We start from the raw sequence: 22160 nt of genomic DNA, 5'->3' as shown, positions 1-22160 counted from the left end.
TTTCAGGACCGATCCGATGTTCCGCTTCTTCGAGAGGCTCGTGGCGCCGTTCGACGGCATGCCCGAAACCGCGCCGCCGGCGACCTTCTGGGCCTATCTCGCCGACCATCTGCGCCCGTTCCGGCGGGTGCTCGGCTTCATCACGCTGACTGGGCTGGCGACCGCGCTGGTGGAGACCGGGCTGATCTACTACGCCGGCCATGTCGTGGATCTGCTGGCCGAAGGCGAGGACGGATTCTGGTCGCGCAATGGGCTCGAACTCGTTCTGATCTCCGCCTTCGTCCTGCTGCTGCGGCCCGTGGCGATCACGCTCAACCACCTGCTGCTGAACCAGGCGCTCTCGACCAACCTGCTGGAGCGGGTGCGCTGGCGCGCGCACCGGCACCTGCTCGGCCAGTCCATCGGCTTCCACCAGAACGACTTCGCCGGACGGCTGGCCAACCGGGTGATGCAGACCGGGCCCGCCGTGGAGGACAGCGCCTTCATGAGCTTCGAGGCGCTGTGGTACGCCGCCGCCTATTTCATCGGCGCGCTGCTGGTGCTGTCCGAGATCGACTGGCGGCTCTCGATCCCGCTGCTGCTGTGGCTGCTGATCTATCTGGCGCTGCTGCGCGCGCTGATCCCGGCGATCGGGCGCGCTTCGCAGAAGTATTCCGCCGCGCGGTCGACGCTGACGGGGCGCATCGTCGACAGCTACAGCAACATCGCGACCGTCAAGCTCTTCGCCCATGGCAGGCGGGAGGAGGCCTTCGCCCTCTCGGCGATGAAGTCGTCGCGGCTGCGCTTCGCGCGGATGCTGCGGCTGATGACGCTGATGATGGCTGGCATCGCGGCCGTCAACGGGCTGGTGATCGTCGCGGTGGTCGGCGCGGCGATCTGGCTCTGGTCGCTCGGCGACGCCTCCATCGGCGCGGTCAGCGCGGCGGCGGCGCTGACCCTGCGGCTCAACGGCATGACCGGCTGGATCATGTGGGTCACGTCGCAGCTCTTCCAGCACGCCGGCGTGATCCGCGAGGGGATGGAGAGCATCTCCCAGCCCCATGACGTCACCGATGCGCCCGGCGCGTCCGATCTCAAGGTGACAGGCGGCGAGATCGCCTTCCGCGGCCTGCGCCACCACTACGGCAAACAGGGCGGCGGGCTGGAGGGGATCGACCTCGTGATCCGCCCCGGCGAGCGCGTCGGGCTGGTGGGCCGCTCAGGGGCCGGGAAGTCGACGCTGGTCAACCTGCTCCTGCGCTTCCAGGACCCCGAGGCCGGCCGCATCGAGATCGACGGGCAGGACGTGCGCTCGGTGACGCAGGACAGCCTGCGCCGCCGGATCGGCATGGTCACGCAGGACACCGCGCTTCTGCACCGCTCGGTGCGCGACAACATCCTGTACGGCAGGCCCGAGGCGGGGGAGGCGGCGATGGTCGCCGCCGCGCGGCGCGTCTCGGCGCATGACTTCATCCTCGGCCTGCGCGATTTCAACGGCCGTTCGGGCTACGAGGCCCATGTCGGCGAGCGCGGCGTGAAGCTCTCGGGCGGTCAGCGCCAGCGCATCGCGCTGGCGCGGGTGGTGCTGAAGGACGCGCCGATCCTCGTGCTCGACGAGGCGACTTCGGCGCTCGATTCGGAGGTGGAGGCGGAGATCCAGGCGGCGCTGACCGGCCTGATGGCGGGCAAGACGGTGATCGCCATCGCGCATCGGCTCAGCACCATCGCGCAGATGGACCGCATCGTGGTGCTGGACGGGGGGCGGGTGGCCGAGCAGGGGCCCCACGCCGAGCTGCTGGCCGCGCGCGGCCTCTACGCCGGGTTCTGGGCGCGCCAGTCCGGCGGCTTCATCGGACTGGAGGACGCCGGCCCGGCCGCCGCCGAGTGACGCCCCGACACGCTGCGCCCTCCCCACGGCCGAGGCGCGTGGGGAGGGCGGAGATCGTCGCAGCCCTTCAGGCCGTCGCGCGACGGCGCAGCAGGCCGAGGGCGCCGAGACCGGCCGCAAGCAGCCAGGCGGCCGCCGGCAGCGGCACCGGCGCAGGCGTGGTCGAGACCAGGCCGTACTCGAACGCGTTGCCGCCCGAGGCGAGCACGACTTCATCGAACTCGAAGCCGCTGAACACCACCTGCGCAAGGCCGATCTGCTGGGGCTGCCACACCGGCAGCGCGGCGACCTCGGCTCCGGTGATCGACATGCCGGCCACGCCCGGCGCCACGCCGAGATCGATCTGCGTTCCGCCGAGGAAGAACGACAGCGTGTTGTACGCGTCGGGCGAGCCCCACAGGATCGAGAAGCCGTCCTGCGCCGCGTCGAAGAGGTAGGTCGCCGAGCCGCCGCCCTGAACGCTGTTGTAGACGCCGGAGTCGGCGAGGCTGGCGACCGAGTCGTAAGGCGAACGACGGACGCCGCCGATCGAGCCGGTCTGATTGGCGAGGAACTTGCCGGCGGTGAAGCTCGTCGGCGCCAGCACGTCGCTCTGCGCCTCGACGAGATCGATGGGGAGCGCGGTCTTCACAACCGACACGGTCGCCGCCGAAGCAGACGCCGCGAGCAGGCCGAAGGCGAGGCCGATCACCAGGGTTTTCATGTTACAAACTCCACAACTCGATTACGCTACTGAAGGGAGTTGTAGTGGATTTGATGGAAAAGTTGAAATGATTTCGTGGTTATCAAAGTTGTTTAATTACTCAACGAAACATTAAGAGGGTTTTGGAGAGAGGCCCGCGTGTCGGGCGACGCGAGTCGCCCTAGTTGTGGAGCGACGAGGGGAGAATCCGCGATGCATGACGACGCCCACGACAAACGGGAAGCCGCCCTGCAGGGCGCGACGCCGTTCCAGCGGCTGTTCGCGCCGTTCGAGCGGCTTATCGATCCGTTCGGCCCATACGCCGCCGCGGAGCCCCCGCGCGCGCTCGTCCCGTTCCTGCGCTGGGCGCTCACTGACGCACGGCCCGCCGTCGTCCTGCTCGGGGTCGTCTCGCTTGTGCTGGGCGCGGCCGAGGCGCTCGTCTATGCGCTGATCGGCGGACTGGTGGACCGCGCGGCGGCGGCGGGGCCGGAGCGGTTCTTCGCCGACGAATGGCCCTGGCTCGCCGCCCTCGGCTTCGGCGTCGTCGTCGCCAAGCCGCTGGCGCAGCTCGGCCAGAACGCCCTCACCTCGCTGACCTTCGGCCCGACGCTGAACCAGCTCGTGATCTGGCGGCTGCATCGCCACACGCTGGGGCAGTCGATGCGCTTCTTCGAGGAGGATTTCACCGGGCGCATCGCGCAGAAGCAGATGCAGACGGCCAACGCCACCACCTCCGTCACGATGGACACGCTGAGCACGCTCGGCATGCTTGTGAGCTACGTCGCCACGATGGCGCTGCTGCTCGCCGCGGCGGAGCCGTGGTTGGCGCTGGTCACGCTGCTCTGGGCGCTGGGCTTCGGCCTCGCCCTGCGCTGGGGCGTGCCGCTGGTGCGGGCGCGCTCGCAGGCGCGGGCGGCGGCGCGTGCGGCGGTGACGGGCCGTCTGGTGGACAGCCTCAGCCACATGAAGACGGTGAAGCTCTTCGCTCACGCCCGGCGCGAGGAGGAGAGCGCGAAGGCGGCTCTGGCGCGATACCGCGAGGCGGCGCTCGGCTTCGGCCGGGCGATGATGGCGATGCGCGTGCTGCTCAACATCCTCAACGTGCTGGTGACGCTGGCGCTGATCGGCGGGGCGCTGTGGCTGTGGCAGGTGGGCTCCGCGAGCATCGGCGTCGTGGCGATGGCGGCGATGCTGACCTTCCGCCTCACCAACATGTCGAACTGGATCGCGTTCTCCGCGCTCAGCATCTTCGGCGAGATCGGCACCATCGAGGACGGCGCGCAGACGCTCTCGCCGCGCCACGACATCACCGACCGCCCCGGCGCGCGAGACCCCGCGCCGGTGACGGGGCGGGTGCGGTTCGAGGACGTCACCTTCCGCTACGGCCGCGAGACCGGCGGAGTGGCGGGGCTCGACGTCGACATCGCCGCCGGGGAGAAGGTCGCGCTGGTGGGGCGCTCGGGCGCCGGCAAGTCCACCGCCGTCTCGCTGCTGCTGCGGCTCTACGACGTCGAGAAGGGCCGCGTGACGCTGGACGGCGCGGACATCCGCGATCTCACCCAGGACGGCCTGCGCCGCGCCGTCGGCACGGTCACGCAGGAGACGGCGATCTTCAACCGCTCCGCGCTGGCCAACATCCTCTACGGCCGCCCGGAGGCGGGCCTGGAGGCGGCGATGGAGGCGGCGAAGCGCGCCCGCGCGCACGACTTCATCGAGGGCCTGCGCGACGGACGGGGGCGCACCGGCTACGCCGCCCATCTCGGCGAGCGGGGCGTGAAGCTCTCGGGCGGCCAGCGCCAGCGCATCGCGCTCGCCCGCGCGATCCTGAAGGACGCCCCCGTGCTGCTGCTCGACGAGGCGACGTCGGCGCTCGACAGCGAGGTGGAGGCCGACATCCAGGCCGCGCTGGAGGAGGTGATGCGCGACAAGACCGTGCTGGCCATCGCGCACCGCCTCAGCACCATCGCGGCGATGGACCGGGTGCTTGTGCTCGATCAGGGCCGCGTCGTCGAGCAGGGGCCGCATGGCGCGCTGCTGGCCAAGGGCGGGCTCTATGCGCAGCTCTGGGCGCGGCAGTCGGGCGGCTTCCTCGGCGCGGAGGCGGCGGAGTAGCGCGGCGCGCCTTCAGAAGCTGACCCCGAGGCCCACGCCGAAGCCGGAGACGTTCCGGCCGAAGACGTAGCGCCCGACGAGCCGCGTGCGGGTGAGGATAACACCCTTGCTTTCCGTGTCGAATTCGATGCCGAGCCCGACCTGGCTGAGGTCGGTGAAGCCCAGCGCGCCGCGGTTCGCCCCGAAAAAGCTCGAATGCGCCCCTTCGACGACAAGGCGCACCGGCGCGTCGAAGGCGCGAAGCCCCGTCGGGTAGCGCAGGCGCGTCCACAGCGCCGCGGTCTGCCCGTGGGCCTGGCCCTCCACCGCATCCCCGCCGAAGCTGCGCACGAACAGGCTGGTGAAGCGCAGTTCGATGTCTGCGTCGTAGGCCGCCGAGCGGTGCTCGTAGTCCAGCATGACCGAACCGCCGCCGCCGACCGCCAACAGGTCGCCGCCGTCGATGAAGTCGAGGTCGGGGTCCGCCTGGCGGTCGATCACGAAGGTGAGGAGTTTCAGGTCGCTGGCCATGTAGCCGAGCATCGTGTTGACGATCGGCCGGAACACCCAGTTCGCGCCGATGTCGAAATCGTAGCCCACGCCGCCGGTGGCGGTCACGCCGCTCCAGCGTGTCGGCACGCTGCGCGTGCTTTCGCCGCCGCTGAACACGAATTCGGGGTCGTAGCGCGTCGCGCCGATGAAGCCTTCGAGATAGATCGGCGTGCGCTCGCTCACCGTGAAGGCGCCGCCGAGCTGGGTCTGCCGGAAATGCGGGTCGCCGGTGTCATCGCTGCTGATGCTGAGCGCCGATGCGGTGCTGTCGGGGATCGCCGTGAAGGACAGCACCTGAAGCACGCCGTTGGCGCGGCTGCGGAGCTTGGCGTCCATCAGCGCGCCGCTGACGACTTCCTGCGCCTCTGCCGCCGCGGCGGCGGCTCCCGCAGCGACGGCGACGGCGCAGGCCGTCGCCCAGCGGCGCAGGAACGGCCGCATCCGCTCAGCCCCGCGACAGCCGACCGGGCGGGCGACCGCGCGGGCCGCCCGATCCGGCGGTCGTCCCGGTCGCGCGGTCGGCTGAGGAACGGCGCGTCACGGGATCAGCCCCGCGCGCCGCCGGATCTCCTCATTCCCCAGCGAGACGTCGCCGCCGTCGAATTCGCGCGCGTCCTCGGTGCAGAGCCAGACGATCGCCCGCGCCGGCCACTCCGGCGGGATGTGCGCCGACCAGTCGAGCCGGCTGACGGCGTTGACGCCCGAGGCGCGGATGGTTTCCTGCATGTAGGTCGCCACCGTGCCGGGGCTCAGGCCCACCACGCGCACGCCCTGCGCGCCGTATTCGACATGCGCGCAGCGCGTCAGCATCAGCGCGGCGGCCTTGGAGGCGCAGTAGTGCGCCCAGCCTTCCAGCGCGTTGGTCGCGGCGCCGGAGCTGATGTTCACCACGACGCCCGCGCCCTGCGCCGCCATGCGGGGCAGCGCGGCGCGCAGGCCGTGGAAGACGCCCTTCACGTTGACGTCGATCACCTTGCCCCAGGCCTCGGGGTCCACGTCCGCGAGCCGCCCGATCGGGTCGATCAGGCCGGCGTTGTTCACGAGGATGTCGAAGCGGCCGAACGCATCCTCGGTAGCGGCGACCGCGGCCTCTACGGCGGCGGCGTCCGCCACGTCGCAGGCCAGCGCCTGCGCCCGGCCGCCCGCGGCGCGGATGGTCGCGGCGTGCGTCTCCGCCTCCGCGACGGTGCGCGCCGCGAGCGTGACCGAGACCCCGGCTTCGGCAAGCGCCGCCGCCGCCGCCGCGCCGATGCCGCGCGAGGCGCCAGTCACGAGCGCGGCCTTTCCCTGGAGTTCCGCGCTCACGCCGCCAGCCTTTCCCTCAGATCGATCTCCGCGTCGCCGCCCTGCGCCAGCGCCGCCAGCAGTCGCCCGGCGACCTCGGCGGGACGCGCCAGACGCTCCCGGTCCTCGCCGGGAAAGAAGCGCGCTCGCGTCGCGGTCGCCATCGGCGGGGGAAGCGCCAGGCGCACGCGCAGCGGCGATTTCGACGTCTCCAGCGCCCATGCCGCCCACCAGGCGCGGGCCGCGGCCTTGCTCGCGGCGTAGGGCGCGAAGAAGGGCCGGCCCTCCGTCCGGTCGTCCATCAGCGCCGCCGCGCCGGCGGGCGCCGCGCGCAGCAGCGGGTCGAGCACCCTGATCAGGCGCTGCGTCGCCCGCGCGTTCACCGCCATGGCGCGGTCGACGTCCTTCGCATCGGCGTGGCTCGCCGGCGCGCAGGGCGGCGCATGCACGGCGCAGTGCAGCCAGCGGTCCAGCCGGCCCCAACGCTGGTGGATCGCCGCGCCGAGCCGCGCCAGCCCGTCGTCGTCGGTGACGTCGAGCGGCGTCAGCGTCGCGGCGCCGCCGGCCGCCTTCACCGCGTCGTCGAGTTCCTCCAGTCCGCCGACGGTGCGCGCCAGCGCGACGACATGGGCGCCTCGCGCGGCCTCCGCCAGCGCCAGCGCATAGCCGAGCCCGCGCGAGGCGCCGGTGACGAGAACCACTTCATCTTTCCTGTCCATCGGCCCGAGTTAGCGCGAATTCCGAGGCCGGAGAAGGGCGTTTGGCGTTGCGTGCGCCCCCGTCCGCCGGTCATCCTTTCCCGAACCGGCGACTGCGCGCCGGAGCGCAGGGGGGAGAGACGCCATGAGCGCGATCAAGATCGAGATCGAGGCGGCCAACGCGGCCTATGCGGGGGATTTTGGCGAGAAGGGCGCGCTCGCGCTGCCGCCGGCGCGCGGCTTTCTCATTCTCACCTGCATGGACGCGCGGCTCGACCCGGCGAAGTACGCTGGTCTCGCGGAAGGCGACGCGCATGTCGTGCGCAACGCCGGCGGGCGCGCGAGCGACGACGCGATTCGCTCCATGGTGATCAGCCACAAGCTGCTCGGCACGCGGGAGTGGTTCGTGGTGCATCACACCGACTGCGGCATGCTGTTCTTCGACGACGCGACGATGGGCGATCTTCTGGCGGGCTCGCTGGCGACCGCCGAGCTCACGCCGGCGGGTTTCCGCAACACCGCCGAGCCGGGCGGCTCTGCCGAGGGCCGCTACGTCAAGTGGCTGACCATTCCCGATCAGGCCCGCGCCGTCGTCGAGGACGTCGCGCGCATCCGCGCCCACCCGCTCGTCAACCCTGCGATCCCGATCTACGGCTACGTCTACGACGTGAAGACCGGCCGGCTGAACGAGGTCGCCGACGCGACGCAGGCCGGCAGGCCGAAGGGGTGACGTCCCGGCGGCGCATCGCCCCCGGGCCTCGGCTCCGCCGCGCTACTCCGCGGCGAGCTTGAGGCGGCCCTGCGCGATCCGGTCCGACGGCGCCACCGGGTAGTCGCCCGAGAAGCAGGCGTCGCAGAACTGCGGCGCCCGGTCGTCACGGCCCTCCGCCACGCCGCAGGCGCGGTAGAGGCCGTCCAGCGAGACGAAGCGCAGCGAATCGACGCCCAGATGGTCGCGCATCTCCTCCTCGCTCATGGTGGCGGCGAGCAGCTTCTCCTTGTCGGGCGTGTCCACGCCGTAGAAGCAGGGCCAGGTGGTCGGCGGCGAGGCGATGCGCAGGTGAACCTCCGCGGCGCCGGCGTCCAGCACCATCTCCTTGATCTTGCGGGAGGTCGTGCCGCGCACCACGCTGTCGTCGACCAGCACCACGCGCTTGCCGGCGACGACGGCGCGGTTGACGTTCAGCTTCAGCCGTACGCCCATGTTGCGGATCTGCTCGCTCGGCTCGATGAACGTCCGCCCGACATACTGGTTGCGGATGATCCCCATCGCGTAGGGCACGCCCGATTCCTGACTGTAGCCGATGGCGGCGGGCGTGCCGCTGTCGGGCACGGGACAGATGAGGTCGGCCTCCACCGGCGCCTCCCGCGCCAACTCCACGCCGATGCGGCGGCGCGTCTCGTAGACCGAGAGGCCGCCGATCACGCTGTCGGGGCGCGAGAAGTAGACGTATTCGAACACGCAGAAGCGCGGCTTGCTCGGCTGGAACGGGAACTGGCTCTCCACGCCGTCGTCGGAGATGATGACCATCTCGCCGGGCGCCACGTCGCGCACGAACTCGGCGCCGACGATGTCGAGCGCGCAGCTCTCAGACGAGAGGATCCAGGCGTCGCCGGCGCGGCCCAGCACCAGCGGCCGCACGCCGAGGGGGTCGCGCACGCCGATCATCTTGCTGCGCGTCATCGCGATGATGGAGTAGGCGCCCTCGACGCGGCGCAGCGCGTCCTTCATCCGCTCCGCCGCGCTGCGCTGGATCGAGCGCGCCATGAGATGCACGATGCACTCGGTGTCGCTGGAGCTCTGGAAGATCGAGCCGCGCTCGATCAGCTCCGCCCGCAGCGCGTCGGCGTTCACGATGTTGCCGTTATGGGCGATGGCGAAGCCGCCCTGCGCGAACTCCGCGTAGAGCGGCTGCACGTCGCGGATGGCGGTCGCGCCCTTCGCGCCGGCGGTCGAATAGCGCACATGGCCGAGCGCGAGACGGCCGGGCAGGGCCTTGATGACCTCCGCGGTCGTGAAGCTGTCCCGGACATGGCCTAGCCGGCGCACGATGTTGAAGCCGTTCGGTTCGCCCTCATGGGCGGCGACGCCTGCGGCCTCCTGCCCCCGATGCTGGAGCGCGTGCAGCCCCAGCGCCACGAAGCTCGCCGCGTCGGGGGCGCCGAACACCCCGTAGACGCCGCATTCCTCGCGCAGCTTGTCGTCGTCGGGGTCGAACGGGTGGCTGGGCAGGCGTCGGTCAGGCGTATGGGCGTCGCCAGTCATGCGCGCTGCTCCGCTTCGCTGGTCAAGGAGTCGCTCTCGCATATAACGCCCGCGGGGCGGGGTGTCATCACGCCGTCGCGAAAAGCCGGGCGGCGATGCGACAATCGCAGGGCTGGCGCCTCCGGGGCGCGCGCGCTAGCGCAGGGACGTCGATGGGGAGGAAGGCGATGGCCGCAGGGATGCATCCGCTGGCGCCGCATGCGCTGCCGCCTTTCATCACGCCCCCGGGCGAGACGGACGCACTGCTCGTCGGGCTCGGCGTCGTGCTCGTAGCCGCCGTACTGGGCGCGGCGGTGCTCTACCTCACGCTGCACGCGCTGCCGGAGCGGCTGGCGCATGGCCGGGGCAGGGGGCAGATCGAACTGGTCGCCGTGCTGGCGCTGCTGGCGCTGTTCACTCACCAGAACATCTTCTGGGTCGCCGCGCTCGTCCTGGCGCTGGTCGAGCTTCCCGACCTCCAGACGCCTGCGCGCCGCATCGCCGAGGCGCTGGAGCGGATGACGGGGCGCCGGCGCGGCGGCCCCGCAGCGAAGGACGGTCCCGCGACGCAGGGCGAGGACGCGCCATGATCGAGGCGCTGCTCTGCTCGCTGGTGACAATCCTCCCGGACTACCTGTTCCGCCGCTTCGGGCAGGGCAAGCGGCTCGGCGCCGAGATCACGCTCTACACCGTGTGGTACGAGCTGCGCTGGGGCATCGCCGCCTGCGTGATCCTGACCCTCTCGCTGATCACGGTCATCTTCTACTTCCACCCCTCGACGGGCAGCGCCGCCGCGTTCTTCCGCACCGTGCCGCTGCTGCCCGAGGCCGGCGGGCGGATCGCCGCCGTGCATGTGCGCAGCGGCGACCGCGTGACGGCCGGCGCGCCGCTCTTCTCGCTCGACGACGCCGACGAGCGCGCGGCGGTCGAGACCGCCCGGCGCAGCATCGCCGAGATCGAGGCCCGCATGCTGGTGGCGTCGGCGCGGCTCGCCGCGGCGGACGGCGCCATCGTCGAGGCGCAGGGGGCGCTGGATCAGGCGCTCGAGGAGCTGGAGACGAAGCAGGAGCTCGCCGCGCGGAACCCCGACGTGGTGCCGAGGCGCGAGATCGAGCGGCTCCAGACCCGCGCGGACGGTCGCCGCGGCGCGGTGGCGGCGGCCCAGGCGGAGAAGGCGGCGAGCCAGGTCGAGATCGCCGCCCTGCTGCCCGCGCAGCGCGCGCTCGCCGAGGCCCAGCTCGCGCAGGCGCAGGTGGCGCTGGACCAGACGGTGGTCCGCGCCGGCGTCGACGGCGCGCTGGAGCAGCTCACGCTTCGCGTCGGCGATTTCGTCAGCCCGCTGATGCGCCCGGCGGGCGTCATCATCCCCGCCGACGCGGGGCGGCGCGCGGTGCTGGCGGGCTTCGACCAGATCGAGGCGCAGGTTCTCAAGGTCGGCATGGCCGCCGAGATCGCCTGCCCGGCGAAGCCCTTCACGATCATCCCCATGGTCGTGACCCATGTGCAGGAATACGTCGCCTCGGGGCAGGTGCGGCTCTCCGACCAGCTTCTCGACGCCGGCGCGTTCAGGGGCGACGGCACGGTTCTGGCGGAGCTGGAGCCGATGTTCGCGGGCGGGCTTGAGGGGCTGCCGCCGGGGGCCTCCTGCACGGCCAACGTCTACACCAGCCACCACGACCGGCTTCAGGATCCCGACCTCTCGACGCTCGGCGCCGTGGCGCTCCACGCCATCGATGCGACCGGCGTGGTGCACGCCGCGATCCTGCGGATCCAGGCGCTGCTCGCGCCGGTGCGCAGGCTGGTGCTGTCGGGCGGGCACTGAGGCGCCCGCCGAGGCTGTCGCTCGCGCGCCCGGGGCCGTTCTGGCGCGCGGCGGTCGGCCGTTCAGGCCCCGCGCGGGCTTCAGAGCCAGCCGCGCCGACGGAAATACCACAGCGGCAGCGCGGCGGAGAGGACCATCAGCCCCAGCGCCAGCGGATAGCCCAGGCCCCAGTCCAGCTCCGGCATGAACTGGAAGTTCATCCCGTAGATGGACGCGACCAGCGTCGGCGGCAGGAAGCCGACCGCGGCCACCGAGAATATCTTGATGATCGCGTTCTGCTCGATGTTGATGAAGCCGAGCGCGGCGTCGAGCAGGAAGGTGATCTTCTGGTCGAGGAAGGCCGCGTGCTCGGAGAGCGCCCGCACGTCCCGCGCCAGCACCTTCACCCGCGGCCGGGCCTCGCGCGCGCCGGGCATGTCGGCGACCCGCTCGCCGGTCCGCTCGCCGAGGTTCAGCGCGAGGAAGCCGACCAGCCGCTCAAGGCTCAGCAGTCCAAGACGGATGTTGCCGCTGAGGTCGCCCATGCGGCCGATGGTCTCCAGGATGCCGCGCATGTCCTTGTCGGGGCGCGGCTTGCCCGTCTGCGCCTTGTGGCGGAAGATGTCGCGCGACACCCCGTCGATGCCGGCGCCGACATGCTCCAGCAGGTCGGCCTGCCGCTCCACCATCGCGTCGAGCAGGCTCGTCAGCAGGGCGGCCGGCGTGTCGCAGGGCGCCAGCCCCTTGGCGGCATGGGGCGGGAAGGTCGTGAAGGCGCGCGGCGTGTGGTAGCGCACGGTCACGAGGCAGCGGTCGGTCAGCACGAAGGTGACGGGCTCCAGCGCCGGGCTCTCGCCCTCGGAACTCGCCGGCAGCGTCGCAGTCATGAACACCGCGCCATTCTCGACATAGAGGCGCGCGGATTGCTCGATCTCGCGCATCTCGTCGCGGGTCGGCAGGTCGAGCCCGAGCCGGGCCTCAAGCGTGGTCTCCTCTTCATTCGACGGCGCTTCGAGGTCGAACCAGAGGATGTTCGCGAGATCGGCGTCCGGAGCGCGCTTCACCAGCCGCTCCGCATGATGACCGTAGGCTCTGATCATCTCGCGCGCTCCGGCGGTCAGGGGTTCAGAGGGGCAGGGGGTCAGATCGCCGGCGTCGCCGGCGGCTCGCCGCAGGCGCCCATCAGCCGGTCGATGCGGTCGGTGAGCCAGGCAGGGGCCGTCTCGGGCGCCGAGGCGCGGATCGCCTCCGCAGCGTCGCCCAGCCAGACCGCCGAGCGCGCGCCGTCGATCGCCTCCACGCGCTGCTCGATCGGCACCACGAGATCGTAGAGCAGGTAGAGCACCGCCACCAGCGCCACGCCGCGCGCCACGCCGAACAGGAAGCCCGCCGCGCTGTCGAGCGGGCCGATGGCGCTCTCGCGCACCATGCCCGAGACCAGCGGCGTGAAGATCGCCAGCAGCAGCAGGATCAGCGCGAAGGAGACGGCGAAGCCCGCCAGCATCGCCAGCGTGCAGGAGGTTCGCAGGAAGTCGCCGACGACGGGGATCTCGCGCAGCAGCGGCTCCACCAGCGGCGCGAAGAAGAAGGCGCCGAGCCCCGCGAGGATCCATCCGCCGATCGCCAGCGCCTCGCGCGTCAGCCCTCGGGAATAGGCCAGCAGGCCCGAGACGGCGACGACGCCGAGCACAACCAGATCGACCACCGTGAACGCCATGCCGCCCGCCTCCGCGCCTTAAGGCCGCGGGCCGCGGCCCCGAGCCGCCGCCATCCAGCCCCCGACTTCATTCCTCCGGCGCGCAGCCGAGCGCCGCGGCGAAATCCGCGAGATCGGCGACGCGCTCCAGGGCCAGCCCCGCCGCCTCAGGCCCCCCGGCGGGGCCGTAAGCGCGGGCGAAACCCAGCTTCTGCGCCTCCTTTAGCCGCGCTTCGGCGTGGGCGACAGGGCGAACGGCGCCCGAGAGGCTGATTTCGCCGAAGCACACCGCGTCGGCGGGCAGGCTGACGTCGGTCAGCGCCGAGATCAGCGCCGCGGCCACCGCCAGGTCCGCCGCCGGCTCGCCCACGCGCAGGCCGCCGGCGACGTTGAGATAGACGTCCATCCCCGCCATCGAGACCCCGGCGCGCGCCTCCAGCACCGCCAGCAGCATCGCAAGGCGGCCCGAATCCCAGCCCACCACGGCGCGGCGGGGGGTTCCGAGGCTGGAGCGGGCCACCAGCGCCTGGATCTCGCACAGCAGCGGCCGCGTGCCCTCCATCCCGGCGAACACCGCCGCGCCGGGCGCCCGCGCGCCGCGCTCGCCGAGAAACAGCGCCGAGGGGTTGGCGACCTCCGCCAGCCCCGACCCGGTCATCTCGAACACGCCGATCTCGTCGGCCGGGCCGAAGCGGTTCTTGACCGAGCGCAGGATGCGGAACTGGTGCCCGCGCTCGCCCTCGAAATAGAGCACCGTGTCGACCATGTGCTCGACCACCCGCGGCCCCGCGATCTGGCCCTCCTTGGTGACGTGGCCGACGAGGATCACCGCGGTGTCGCGCCGCTTGGCGAAGGCGGTCAGCTCATGGGCGGCGGCGCGCACCTGGCTGACGGAGCCGGGCGCGCTGTCCACCGTGTCGGCCCACATGGTCTGGATCGAATCGATGATCGCCAGCGCCGGGCGCTCCGCCTCCAGCGTTGTGAGGATGTCGCGCAGGGAGGTCTCGGCCGCCAGCAGCACCGGCGCGTCGGCCAGCCCCAGCCGCGCGGCGCGCATTCGAACCTGCGCCGTCGCCTCCTCGCCGGAGACATAGACCGACTTGGCCCCTCCGCGCGCGAAGGCCGCCGCCGCCTGCAGCAGCAGCGTCGATTTGCCGATGCCGGGGTCGCCGCCGACGAGGATCGCCGAGCCCGCGACCAGCCCGCCGCCGAGCACGCGGTCGAGTTCGGCGCCGCCGGAGGGCGTGCGCGGCGGCGGCGCCTCCCGACCCGTGAGCGGGACCAGCGTCATCGCCTTGCCGCGCGCGCGCCCCAGCGTCTTGGAGGGCGGGCCGGAGGCCGTCAGCCCCTTGTCCTCGACGATGCTGTTCCATGCCCCGCAGGCGTCGCAGCGCCCCGACCACTTGCGGTGCGTCGCGCCGCATTCGGCGCAGGCGAAGCCCGGCGCGTCCTTCGCCATGCTCAAGCCGCCCCCTCAGCCGTCATCGCAGACCGGCGCGCCGTGGGAGACGGCGATCAGCGCGTCCGTGTCGAAGCCCAGCCGCGCGGCCTGCGCCCGCAGCGCCGCGTCAGTCTCGGCGTCGAGCGCCGGTTCGCGTGCAAGGATCCACAGATACTCCCGCGTCGGGCCGGAGACGGCGGCCCAGGCGTAGTCTTCCCGGTCGAGCGCGAAGAGGTGGTAGCCGCCCGCGAAGGGCCAGAAGAACGTGACGGCGAGGCTCGCCTCGCCCGGCGCGCCGATCGGCCGAGCGGTTCCCTCGACGCTGTCGAAGGCGCAGTCATCCGGGCTCCAGCCGCGGTTGACGACCGAAAGCCGCCCGTCCTCGCGCAGGGCGTAGGTCGCCGTGACGTTGGTCAGGCCGCGCTCGAAGCTGTGGTCGAGCCGGTAGATCTCGAACCATTCGCCAGCGTAGCGCTCGGGCTGGAAACCGGTCACCGGCGTCACGCCGTCCGGCGCTCCGGTGCAGGCCGCGAGTGCGAGGCACCCCGCGGCGGCGGTCATGCGCTGCATCGCGCGCTCCTTTCGACCAGATGCGCCAGCGCCAGCCCCGCCAGCACGAGCGCGGTGAACAGGTGCAGGCCCCAGCCGGTCTCGACCGTCGCCAGCCCGACGCCTTTCACGACCACGACATAAACCGCGACGAGAAAGACGTCGGCCATCGCCAGCCGCCCCAGCGCCGGCAGCCAGCGCGTCAGCCGCCGCGGCGCCAGGCCGCGCAGCGCCGCGGCCGTCGCGAGGCCCTTGGCCAGCGGCGCCGCCAGCGCGAACAGGGCGACGACGACGGCCAGCGCCGCGTCGGTCTCCCACAGCGCCGCGACGCCGGAGAGGATGCTGATCTCGCTCGTCGGGAAGAACGGCAGCGCCTGCGCGCGCATCAGCGGGGCCGCCCAGGCCACCGGCAGCAGCGCGAGGACGGCGAGATTGGCGAGCTCCAGCGCGCGGGGCGCGCGCGCCGTCACTTCTTGCCGTCCGGCGGCGCGAGCCTCGCATTGGGGCCGGGCAGGGCGCTCGGCTGCGCCTTCGAGCCGGCGATTGGCGCGATCAGCCGCGCCAGCAGGTCTTTCAGCGGGCTCGGCCGACCGATCTCGATCATCGCCGCCGCACCGCGGTCGTCCACGCCGTCGAGCGCCACGTCGAAGGCGTCGCGCGCGCGCTGCAGCTCCGACCCCACGGCCTCCAGCTGGTCGAGATGGCGCCGCTTCTGGTCCTCGCCGAGCCACGCGAAGGCGAGGATCATGCGTCGCGACTCCAGCAGGTTGGCGCGCAGGCGGTCGAGGTCGCCGGCGTCGAGGTCCACGCCGCCGCGCGCCTCCAGCTGCGCCACGCGCCGCTCCTCAAGGTGCAGGGTCGCTAGCCGCCACGTCTTCTGGAAGAAGTCACTCAGCTCAGCCGGCGCGAAGCTGTCCTTCTTGAGCATGTCGACGCCGGGGTGGTCGACGCCGAGCCGGTGGCAGATCGCGAGGCTGCGCGCGACGTCGGCATAGGCGGTCTCGAAGGGAGCGGGCGCCGCCGCCTTGCGGTGCTGGTCGGCGATGCGCAGCAGATCGCGCCAGAGAACGTCGTCGGACATGGGCTGCGGCCTCCTGGGCTCAACGCACCGCGGCGATGGGGCCATCGGCGCGTCCGTGGATGAACTGGTCCACGTAAGGGTTGGCGCTGTTGTCGAGATCCGCAATGGGCCCAAGCCACTGAACCACGCCGTCATGCAGCATCGCGACATCGTCGGCGATGCGGCGGACCGAGGTCATGTCATGGGTGATGGTCATGGCTGTGGCGCCCATCTCGCTCACGATCTCCCGGATGAGGTCGTTGATGACGTCGGCCATGATCGGGTCGAGCCCCGTTGTCGGCTCGTCGAAGAAGATGATCTCCGGTTCGGCGGCGATGGCGCGGGCGAGGCCGACGCGCTTCTGCATGCCGCCCGAAAGCTCCGCCGGAAAGCGGTCGGCGACGTCGGGCGTCAGGCCCACCCTGCGCAGCTTCTCGATGGCGATCTCGCGCGCGTCCTTCGCAGGCCGGGTCTGCAGCACGCGGAAGGCGACGTTGCGCCAGACCGGCAGGCTGTCGAACAGCGCCGCGCCCTGGAACAGCATCCCGAAGCGGTTGAGCAACGCGTCGCGCCTGCGGCCCCGCGCATGGGTGATGTCCTCGCCGTCTAGCCTGATCGTCCCGCTGTCGGGCTCGATCAGGCCGATCACGCATTTCAGCGTGACGGACTTGCCGGTGCCAGAGCCGCCGATGATCACCAGGGACCGCCCGCGCCCGACCTCCAGCGTCACGTCGCGCAGCACCGCGTTGGCGCCGAAGCGCTTGGCGACGTTCTGAAGCGCGATGCGCGGCGGTGGGGTGGGGCTCTCGGTCATCAGTTCCCGAAGAAGATGTCGGTGAGCATGTAGTTCGCCGCCAGGATCATGATGGAGGCCGAGACCACCGCGTTGGTCGTCGCCCGGCCGACGCCCTGCGCGCCGCGCCCCGAGAAATAGCCATGGTAGCAGCCCATCAGCGCGATGATGAAGCCGAAAACTGCGGCCTTGACCAGCCCGGACGTCACGTCGCCGACTTCGAGGAAGTCGAGCGTATTCTTCATGTAGGCGCCTTCGTTGAAGTTCAGCCGGCCCACGCCGACGAGAAAGCCGCCGAGAATGCCGATGGCGTCGCCCACCGCGACCAGCGCCGGCAGCGCCAGCGTCGCCGCGAGCAGGCGCGGCGCGACGAGGTATTTCTGCGGATTGGTGGAGAGCGTCGTCAGCGCGTCGATCTGCTCGGTCACGCGCATGGTCGCGATCTCCGCCGCGACCGAGGCCGAGACGCGGCCCGCCACCATCAGCCCGCCGAGCACCGGACCAAGCTCGCGCGTGATGCCGATGGCCACGATCGACGGCACCACCGTCTCGGCGTTGAAGCGCGCCCCGCCGGCGTAGATCTGTAGGGCGAGCGCGGCGCCGGTGAACAGCGCCGTCAGCCCGACGACCGGCAGGGAGAAATAGCCGATCCGCAGCAACTGGCGGCCGAACTCCCCGAAGTAGAAGGGCGGGCGGAACACATGGCTCACGCTTCCCGCGGCGAAGATCGCAAGGCGGCCCGCCCCGGCGCAAAGCCCGAGCGTGGCGGCCCCGACGGCGGCGACCAGACGCTGCAACGTGCCCAGAACCATCATGCGCAGACCATCCGCACCGCGCCGAAACGCGGCGCGCTCCGTTACCTAGACGGCGAGCCGCATGGCGCCAAGCCGTGACCCCTTGGCGCAGGCCGGAAACGTGGCGCAGGCGACGGGAGGAGGTGGAGCGGGCGATCGGGATCGAACCGACGACATTCAGCTTGGGAAGCTGACGTTCTACCACTGAACTACGCCCGCACGGCATTGTCGTTATGGCGTCGCGCCCGCGCCGTCAAGCGCGAGGGACCGGGCGGCGAAAGCCGCGCCCCGGCACAGGATATCGCGCCGCGGCAGAACCTGAGTTCTGGAATTCACATGTCGATGCAGAGGTTTGATTGTGCGTAGTTTTGTCTTTTGGATCGTTACGCCGTCAGCCTGCCTTCTCCGCGCTGGCCCGGCGCCGTCGCGGAATTGTCGTAAAACCTGCACAAAAACGTCAGCTGTTGGCGCTAGCTCGGCGTCGTTGCATGCGAGGAGCCGCAGTTGCTCGAACTCGACAGACTGACGAAGACCTTCGGCGGCCGCACGGCGGTCGATGCGGTGACGCTGACGTTCCCGAAACCGGCGATGATCGGCGTGATCGGCGCGTCGGGGGCAGGCAAGTCCACGCTTCTGCGGATGCTGAACCGACTCAGCGACGCTTCTTCGGGTCGCATTCTGCACGAGGGCCGCGACGTCACGGCGCTGCGCGGCGCGGCCAAGCGCGCCTGGCAGGCCGAATGCGCCATGATCTTCCAGCAGTTCAACCTCGTGCCGCGCATGGACGTGGTGTCGAATGTCCTGCACGGCACGCTCAACAAGCGCTCCACGCTCGCGACGCTGTTCAATCTGTATCCTGAATCCGACATTCGCCGCGCCATCGACATCCTCGACCGGCTGGGCATCGCCGAGCACGCCGCCAAGCGCGCCGAGGCGCTCTCCGGCGGCCAGCAGCAGCGCGTCGCCATTGCGCGCGCGCTGATGCAGGATCCCGCGATCATCCTCGCCGACGAGCCCATCGCGAGCCTCGACCCGATGAACGCCCAGATCGTCATGGATGCGCTGCGCCGCATCCATGACGAGGACGGCCGCATGGTCGTCTGCAACCTCCACACCCTCGACACCGCACGCCGCTACTGCGACCGCGTGATCGGGATGCGGCTCGGCCGCGTCGTGTTCGACGGCGGCCCGGACGAACTGACCACCGACGCCGCGCGTGAGATCTATGGCGCCGACGCGGGCTTCTCGGAGGCGGCGACGTCGACGGCGATCGACGCGCTGGACCGACCGGGCCCCGCCGCGGCGGTCGTCGCCGCGGTCTGAGGGCGCGCCCCGGCACTTGAATTCTCGCAACCCGCAACCCGGCCTCGCGCCGGGACAGACAGTCTGGAGAGAGACCATGAAAGCACTCATCGCGGCGGCCCTCGTCACGACGGCCCTCGTCGCCCCCGCCACGGCGCAGGAGATCGAGGAATTCCGCATCGGCATCCTCGGCGGCGAAAACGCCCAGGACCGCATGACCTCCAACGAGTGCGTCCGCGCCAAGACCGAAGAGATGCTGGGCGTGCCCACCAAGCTCTTCACGCCCGCCGACTATGACGGCGTGATCCAGGGCCTGCTCGGCGGCACGCTCGACATGGCCTGGCTTGGCGCCTCCGCCTACGCCAAGACCTACCTGACCGACCCCGAGGCCGTCGAGCCGGTGCTGGTTAAGGTCAACGTCGACGGCTCGTACGGTTACCACTCGATCGGTTTCGCCCGCAAGGACAGCGGCATCACCTCGCTCGCCGACATGCAGGGCAAGGTGTTCGGCTTCGGCGATCCGAACTCGACCTCCGGCTACCTGATCCCCTCCATCGAGATCCCCCAGGTCACCGGCGCCTCGATGGAGTCGGGCGCCTATTTCGGCGAAGTGCGCTTCACCGGCGGCCATGAGCAGACCATCGTCGCGGTGGCCAACGGCGACGTCGACGGCGGCGTGACCTGGGCCGACGGCCTCGGCGAGTGGGAGGACGGCTACAACTCCGGCGCCCTTCGCAAGGCCTCCGACGCCGGCCTCGTCGACATGAACGAGCTGGTCGAGATCTGGAAGTCGAAGCCGATCCCGGAAGGCCCGATCGTTCTGCGCAAGGCTCTGCCCGAGCGCGTGAAGCTGGAGATGGTCGGCATGCTCGCCGCCATGCCCGCTTTCGACAAGGAGTGCGCCTACAACTTCATGGCGGGCGAAGCGCTCGGCATGGCCCCGATCGGGCATGACGCATACGAGTCCATCATCGACGCCCGCAAGTCGCAGATGTGATCTGATCCTTCGCAATCCGGGCTGGCCCGCCGCGAGGCGGGCCAGCCCATTCGCATGAGGCGCAGCCGATGGCGGACCAGACGATGAGCGGCGCTGACGCCCTTGGGGGCGTGGACCGCATCCGCGAGAACTACCTCGCCATGGCGCGCACCCGGCGCCTCTATGGCGGGCTGATGCTCGTCGTCTTCATCGCGCTGATGGCGTCAGGCTTCATCGTGGCCGACGAGCGCAACGCCGGCGGCTTCTGGGACGGCGTTCTGAACATCTTCGATTTCCCCGCCGAGGTGCTCTCGGAGGCGCGCGAGAAGATCGCGAACCTGCCGGGGCTGATGGTGAAGTTCCTGCCCTCGCTGGTCGAGACGCTCAACATCGCCGCCGCCTCCACGCTGCTGGGGGCCGTCGCGGCGGTGATCCTGTCGTTGCTGTCGACCCGCGGCCTCGCGCGCTATCCCGCGCTCATCGGCGTCTTTCGCCGGATCATGGACGTCATGCGCGCGATCCCCGAGATCGTGATCGCGCTGGTGCTGATCTTCGTGCTCGGCGGCGGGCCGGTTCCGGCGATGATCGCGATCGCGTTCCACACCGCCGGCGCACTCGGCAAGCTGTTCTCCGAGGTGAACGAGAACGCGAGCCTGAAGCCGCTGGAGGGCCTGGAGTCGGTCGGCGCGACCTGGCCGCAGCGGATGTGGCTCGGCGTGATCCCGCAGGTGGCCCCGAACTATCTCAGCTACGCGCTGCTGCGCTTCGAGATCAACATCCGCGCCTCGGCGATCCTCGGCTTCGTCGGCTCGGGCGGCATCGGATACGACCTGCGCAACGCGTTCTCGTGGGGGCAGGGGCGCTATGACGAGGTCGCCGCCATCTTCCTGCTGCTGTTTCTGACCATCGTTTTCTTCGACCAGACGTCTAGCCATTACCGCAACAAGCTGGTCGGGAGGGTGTGAGCATGGCCATGGCCGAAGCTGCCCGCGCGCCCGCGGACCTCAAGGCGCAGGCGCTGCGTCTTTTCGCGCGCAAGCGGCTGCTGAGCTTCGGGGCGCCGGCGGCGATCCTCGCCTATTTCGTCTATGTGTTCTTCGCCTTCGACATTCCGGGGCTGGCCGAGCGGGCCCGGATGGACAACGCGGCCATCCTCGTCTCCGACGCCTACAGCTACAAGACCCACATCACCCACGACAACCGCAACGGCGGGCTGACCATGGCGGTCGAGGGCGAGAACAAGGGGACCTATCCCAAGGGCATGATCCCCGACTTCGTGACCATGACCGGCGAGGACGCCGCGCGCATCGCGCTGCCCGACGGCTACGCGGCGGAGATCGAGGGCTCGACGCTGCGCTTCGACGTGCCGGACTACGGCCGCATCGTCGTGCGCGTCGAGGGGCGCGACATCGAGCTCGACCTGCCGACCGAGACCACGCCGGACTGGATCAGCGCCTCCTCCTCGCGCGTCGACATCACGACGCCGGGCGGCCGCGCCATCGTCACCCGCGCCCGCACCGAGGTCTATCGCTACAGATTCGGCTGGGAGCTGTTCTGGTTCACCCTCGACAGCCCGTTCTACGGCAAGAGCGTCGGCGAACTCGCGTCGCTTGCCGTCAGTGACCAGCAGGTGCGCCCCGGCGTCGGCAACCTCGCCGCCATGGCGCACGACTTCTGGAACAACGCCATGTGGCGGCACAAGGACGTGCTGTGGGCCATCTTCGAGACTATTCTGATGGCGTTCCTCGGTACGATGGGGGCGGCGCTGGTCGCTCTGCCGCTGGCCTTCGTCGCGGCGGCGAACTTCTCGCGCTTCGCGTCCGCGCGGTTCCTGATGCGCCGCTTCTTCGACTTCGTGCGCGGGGTGGACGGTCTGATCTGGACCATCATCCTCAGCCGCGCATTCGGGCCGGGGCCGATGACCGGCGCGCTGGCCATCCTGATCACCGACACCGGCAGCTTCGGCAAGATGTTCTCCGAGGCGCTGGAGAACGTCGACGACAAGCAGATCGAGGGCGTGCAGAGCACCGGCGCGAAGCCCCTCCAGCGCTACCGCTTCGGCGTGATCCCCCAGCTCACGCCGATCCTGCTGAGCCAGGTGCTCTACTATCTGGAATCCAACACCCGCAGCGCCACGGTGATCGGCGCGATCACCGGCGGCGGCATCGGCCTGCTGCTGACGCAGGCCATCATCACCCAGAAGGACTGGGAGGAGGTCAGCTACTACATCGTGCTGATCGTCCTGATGGTGATGTTCATGGACTGGCTCTCGGGCGTGCTGCGGCGACGGCTGATCACCGGCGGCGGCGAGAAGTAGGTCCGCGCC

The 22160-nt window shown here is 70.8% G+C and carries 22 protein-coding genes and 1 tRNA gene; 9 read left to right on the top strand and 14 right to left on the bottom strand.

Going from position 1 to position 22160, the window contains the following annotated elements; translation table 11 throughout:
* Positions 1-16 precede the first annotated feature (16 nt).
* Positions 17-1867, top strand: coding sequence for an ABC transporter ATP-binding protein (locus tag BLW43_RS06610; protein ID WP_093251587.1), 1851 nt, complete (start codon positions 17-19; stop codon positions 1865-1867).
* 67 nt (positions 1868-1934) lie between these two features.
* On the opposite strand, the gene BLW43_RS23895 is transcribed toward BLW43_RS06610, so the two are convergent.
* Positions 1935-2570, bottom strand: a complete 636-nt coding sequence (locus tag BLW43_RS23895) for a VPLPA-CTERM sorting domain-containing protein (protein ID WP_093250673.1) — start codon at positions 2568-2570, stop codon at positions 1935-1937.
* A gap of 192 nt (positions 2571-2762) precedes the next feature.
* Here BLW43_RS23895 and BLW43_RS06600 point away from each other — a divergent pair, with 192 nt between their 5' ends.
* On the top strand, positions 2763-4664 hold the full coding sequence (locus tag BLW43_RS06600; RefSeq protein ID WP_093250670.1) for an ABC transporter ATP-binding protein: 1902 nt from the start codon (positions 2763-2765) through the stop codon (positions 4662-4664).
* A 12-nt stretch (positions 4665-4676) separates the two neighbouring features.
* Here BLW43_RS06600 and BLW43_RS06595 read toward each other — a convergent pair whose 3' ends face one another.
* The 3 genes from BLW43_RS06595 to BLW43_RS06585 form a co-directional block, all read right to left on the bottom strand.
* A complete protein-coding gene (locus tag BLW43_RS06595; RefSeq protein ID WP_093250669.1) occupies positions 4677-5636 on the bottom strand; it encodes an autotransporter domain-containing protein in 960 nt (319 codons plus the stop codon).
* Positions 5637-5732: 96 nt separating this feature from the next.
* Complete coding sequence (locus BLW43_RS06590; protein ID WP_093250665.1) at positions 5733-6500, bottom strand: SDR family oxidoreductase; 768 nt, start codon at positions 6498-6500, stop codon at positions 5733-5735.
* On the bottom strand, positions 6497-7198 hold the full coding sequence (locus BLW43_RS06585) for an SDR family NAD(P)-dependent oxidoreductase (protein ID WP_093250662.1): 702 nt from the start codon (positions 7196-7198) through the stop codon (positions 6497-6499). Before BLW43_RS06585 ends, BLW43_RS06590 begins: the two co-directional genes overlap by 4 nt.
* Before the next feature lie 124 nt (positions 7199-7322).
* On the opposite strand from BLW43_RS06585, the gene BLW43_RS06580 reads away from it, so the two are divergent.
* Entirely contained in the window at positions 7323-7907 is a 585-nt protein-coding gene (locus BLW43_RS06580) for a beta-class carbonic anhydrase (RefSeq protein WP_093250659.1), read from the top strand.
* A gap of 42 nt (positions 7908-7949) precedes the next feature.
* Here the strand turns inward: BLW43_RS06580 and purF are convergent, their stop codons facing one another.
* Positions 7950-9443, bottom strand: a complete 1494-nt coding sequence (purF, locus tag BLW43_RS06575) for an amidophosphoribosyltransferase (RefSeq protein ID WP_093250652.1) — start codon at positions 9441-9443, stop codon at positions 7950-7952.
* A 167-nt stretch (positions 9444-9610) separates the two neighbouring features.
* On the opposite strand from purF, the gene BLW43_RS06570 reads away from it, so the two are divergent.
* Positions 9611-10012 carry a hypothetical protein gene (locus BLW43_RS06570; protein WP_093250649.1) on the top strand — a complete coding sequence of 134 codons (402 nt, stop codon included), beginning with the start codon at positions 9611-9613 and terminating at the stop codon, positions 10010-10012.
* Positions 10009-11244 carry an HlyD family secretion protein gene (locus BLW43_RS06565; RefSeq protein WP_093250645.1) on the top strand — a complete coding sequence of 412 codons (1236 nt, stop codon included), beginning with the start codon at positions 10009-10011 and terminating at the stop codon, positions 11242-11244. The genes BLW43_RS06570 and BLW43_RS06565 overlap by 4 nt, the downstream gene beginning before the upstream one ends.
* Before the next feature lie 80 nt (positions 11245-11324).
* Here the strand turns inward: BLW43_RS06565 and BLW43_RS06560 are convergent, their stop codons facing one another.
* The 9 genes from BLW43_RS06560 to BLW43_RS06520 form a co-directional block, all read right to left on the bottom strand.
* Complete coding sequence (locus BLW43_RS06560; protein ID WP_093250640.1) at positions 11325-12323, bottom strand: magnesium transporter CorA family protein; 999 nt, start codon at positions 12321-12323, stop codon at positions 11325-11327.
* A gap of 41 nt (positions 12324-12364) precedes the next feature.
* Positions 12365-12940 carry a CvpA family protein gene (locus tag BLW43_RS06555; RefSeq protein WP_093250638.1) on the bottom strand — a complete coding sequence of 192 codons (576 nt, stop codon included), beginning with the start codon at positions 12938-12940 and terminating at the stop codon, positions 12365-12367.
* 67 nt (positions 12941-13007) lie between these two features.
* A complete protein-coding gene (radA, locus tag BLW43_RS06550; protein WP_093250635.1) occupies positions 13008-14378 on the bottom strand; it encodes a DNA repair protein RadA in 1371 nt (456 codons plus the stop codon).
* Positions 14379-14393: 15 nt separating this feature from the next.
* Positions 14394-14930, bottom strand: coding sequence for a lipocalin family protein (locus tag BLW43_RS06545; RefSeq protein ID WP_093250631.1), 537 nt, complete (start codon positions 14928-14930; stop codon positions 14394-14396).
* The gene (locus BLW43_RS06540; protein ID WP_245730951.1) at positions 14918-15379 is read right to left on the bottom strand and encodes a paraquat-inducible protein A; all 462 of its coding nucleotides are present in this window, start codon (positions 15377-15379) and stop codon (positions 14918-14920) included. The genes BLW43_RS06545 and BLW43_RS06540 overlap by 13 nt, the downstream gene beginning before the upstream one ends.
* Complete coding sequence (locus BLW43_RS06535) at positions 15376-15990, bottom strand: hypothetical protein (RefSeq protein WP_093250628.1); 615 nt, start codon at positions 15988-15990, stop codon at positions 15376-15378. The genes BLW43_RS06540 and BLW43_RS06535 overlap by 4 nt, the downstream gene beginning before the upstream one ends.
* Before the next feature lie 19 nt (positions 15991-16009).
* Positions 16010-16783 (bottom strand): ABC transporter ATP-binding protein, encoded by a 774-nt coding sequence (locus tag BLW43_RS06530; RefSeq protein ID WP_093250621.1) that lies wholly within the window; start codon positions 16781-16783, stop codon positions 16010-16012.
* Positions 16783-17577 carry an MlaE family ABC transporter permease gene (locus tag BLW43_RS06525; RefSeq protein ID WP_245730950.1) on the bottom strand — a complete coding sequence of 265 codons (795 nt, stop codon included), beginning with the start codon at positions 17575-17577 and terminating at the stop codon, positions 16783-16785. Before BLW43_RS06525 ends, BLW43_RS06530 begins: the two co-directional genes overlap by 1 nt.
* Positions 17578-17700: 123 nt before the next feature.
* Positions 17701-17775: transfer RNA gene (locus tag BLW43_RS06520), tRNA-Gly, on the bottom strand.
* Positions 17776-18060: 285 nt separating this feature from the next.
* On the opposite strand from BLW43_RS06520, the gene phnC reads away from it, so the two are divergent.
* The 4 genes from phnC (at position 18061) to phnE (BLW43_RS06500) (ending at position 22151) form a co-directional block, all read left to right on the top strand.
* On the top strand, positions 18061-18879 hold the full coding sequence (gene phnC / locus BLW43_RS06515; protein ID WP_093250617.1) for a phosphonate ABC transporter ATP-binding protein: 819 nt from the start codon (positions 18061-18063) through the stop codon (positions 18877-18879).
* Between the two features lie 76 nt (positions 18880-18955).
* The gene (gene phnD / locus BLW43_RS06510; RefSeq protein ID WP_093250615.1) at positions 18956-19855 is read left to right on the top strand and encodes a phosphonate ABC transporter substrate-binding protein; all 900 of its coding nucleotides are present in this window, start codon (positions 18956-18958) and stop codon (positions 19853-19855) included.
* Between the two features lie 68 nt (positions 19856-19923).
* Complete coding sequence (gene phnE, locus BLW43_RS06505) at positions 19924-20799, top strand: phosphonate ABC transporter, permease protein PhnE (RefSeq protein WP_245730949.1); 876 nt, start codon at positions 19924-19926, stop codon at positions 20797-20799.
* Between the two features lie 2 nt (positions 20800-20801).
* Positions 20802-22151 carry a phosphonate ABC transporter, permease protein PhnE gene (gene phnE / locus BLW43_RS06500; protein ID WP_093250612.1) on the top strand — a complete coding sequence of 450 codons (1350 nt, stop codon included), beginning with the start codon at positions 20802-20804 and terminating at the stop codon, positions 22149-22151.
* Positions 22152-22160 lie beyond the last annotated feature (9 nt).

Source organism: Rubrimonas cliftonensis (genome assembly GCF_900107585.1).
Classification (GTDB): Bacteria; Pseudomonadota; Alphaproteobacteria; order Rhodobacterales; family Rhodobacteraceae; genus Rubrimonas; species Rubrimonas cliftonensis.
Note: the sequence above shows the minus strand (reverse complement) of the source record. Positions and strands in the feature narration are given on the sequence as shown.